This window comes from Holdemanella sp., from assembly GCF_056804935.1.
This window is the reverse complement of sequence record NZ_DBMEXE010000282.1, coordinates 1-1,632: the sequence shown is the minus strand read 5'-3', so window position 1 is coordinate 1,632 and position 1,632 is coordinate 1. Positions and strand designations below refer to the sequence as shown.

At 33.8% G+C, this 1,632-nt stretch carries 2 protein-coding genes; one reads left to right on the top strand and one right to left on the bottom strand.

Annotated features, from left to right (window positions below):
• Positions 1–173: 173 nt before the first annotated feature.
• Positions 174–335 carry a hypothetical protein gene (locus ACZQCL_RS09355; protein WP_482483004.1) on the top strand — a complete coding sequence of 54 codons (162 nt, stop codon included), beginning with the start codon at positions 174–176 and terminating at the stop codon, positions 333–335.
• On the opposite strand, the gene ACZQCL_RS09350 is transcribed toward ACZQCL_RS09355, so the two are convergent.
• Entirely contained in the window at positions 309–1,205 is an 897-nt protein-coding gene (locus tag ACZQCL_RS09350) for a calcium/sodium antiporter (RefSeq protein ID WP_337533138.1), read from the bottom strand. The two genes, ACZQCL_RS09355 and ACZQCL_RS09350, sit on opposite strands and share 27 nt — an antisense overlap.
• Between the last annotated feature and the right edge of the window lie 427 nt (positions 1,206–1,632).

Genomic DNA, 1,632 nt, shown 5'->3' with positions numbered 1-1,632 from the left:
TTAAATTCTGTACACATATTTCATTACCTCACTTACAGGTAAATTGTACAAGCCTATTTGACATTAATGATGTCTATATCCCATTTTATTAAATGTGACTTACGGGTTTAAAAATTCAAGTAGGCACAGCTACAATTACGTATGGCAATTTTATTCAAAATGTTGTAGATTTCTTGATTGTGGCAGCATGCATCTTTGCAATGCTGAAGTTTTTGGCGCATTTTAAAAAGACAACAAATGATCAACTTGATCAGGAAGAGCCTAAAAAAGAAGATACTGTTGTCTTATTAGAAGAGATTCGGGATTTGTTAAAGAAGATAGATAAAGTAAATTAAATATGTGATCAACAAGAGTATACCGGCTTTTTTGTCGAGTACTCTTGTTTTTTTAGTGCAAATATAAAGGACAAGACCAATCAATATTGCGACAAAGGAATCGATGATAAAGTTAGGTTCAAAAGGTACGGGAGTAATAAGTGCACTAGAACCTACGACAAATAGGATATTAAAGATATTCGATCCAATGATGTTTCCAATCGCAATATCGGCATTGCCTTTTTTGGCGGCCGTTACCGAAGTGACAAGTTCAGGTAAAGATGTTCCTAAGGCAACAATGGTTAGGCCGATAAATCTTTGGCTAACACCTAGTGAAATGGCTATGTTTGTGGCTGCATCTACCGCAAAGTTACTTCCAATCATTAAACATACAAGTCCGAGTGGAATAAATAAAGGATTAGTCTTTTTGATTTCTGCTTCTTCGGTTTGATTTTTTGTCATTCTGAAAATGTAGTATAAGTAACCAAGGAAGAATAACCATAAGATAATACCGTCAAAGCGTGAAATAGTATTGTTTATGCCTTGTAGAATGAGTACTAGTGTTACAAGCATCATAAATGGCATTTCATATTTGATTGTACTATTTTGAATATGTAATGGACGAATGAGTGCTGTAATGCCAAGAATGATTCCTACATTTAAAATGTTACTTCCAACAACATTTCCAATTGTGATGGCTGCATTTGATTTTAAAGCAGCTGTAATAGAAACGAAGGCTTCTGGTAGACTCGTTCCCATCGCAACGATAGTAAGTCCAATAATCAGTTGGGGTATGCCAAAGCGTGATGCGATACTGCTTGATCCATCGACAAACCAATCGGCTCCTTTTAGTAGTAGAATAAATCCTAATACTAATAAAACTATGTTCATATGTTTTCCTCCTGGACCAGATAAAATAAAAAGACTCTGGTCTTATGTACCAAAGTCTTGCCATTTCATCACAGTCCGGATTTAATATCGTATTGACGAAGCTGTAAACACATATATGTGCAGGCTACTCCCTTTATGGGCTTATTATACATATTTTGTGCAATAAATTCTATATTTAATTGTAAAAATATCTTAACAAATGAAAGTTTTCTAGAAAAACCTCAATTTATTTCGTATATGAGATAGGAGGAAAAATAATATGAACAAAATCAAAGACAAAATGATGAAGGAGTTTCTAGAAAACAATGCCTATTTTGTTGACTTCTTTAATGCGTACTTCTTTGATGGAGAAAAAGTTCTTAAACCTGAAAACTGTATGGAACTTGATTCAGAGATGAATGATTCGAATATGGATCTAGAAAAGCAT

What these genes read in the sequence shown, in the direction of transcription:
- ACZQCL_RS09350 (WP_337533138.1), bottom strand. Translation starts at nt 1,205, where the DNA reads ATGAACATAGTTTTATTAGTATTAGGATTTATTCTACTACTAAAAGGA.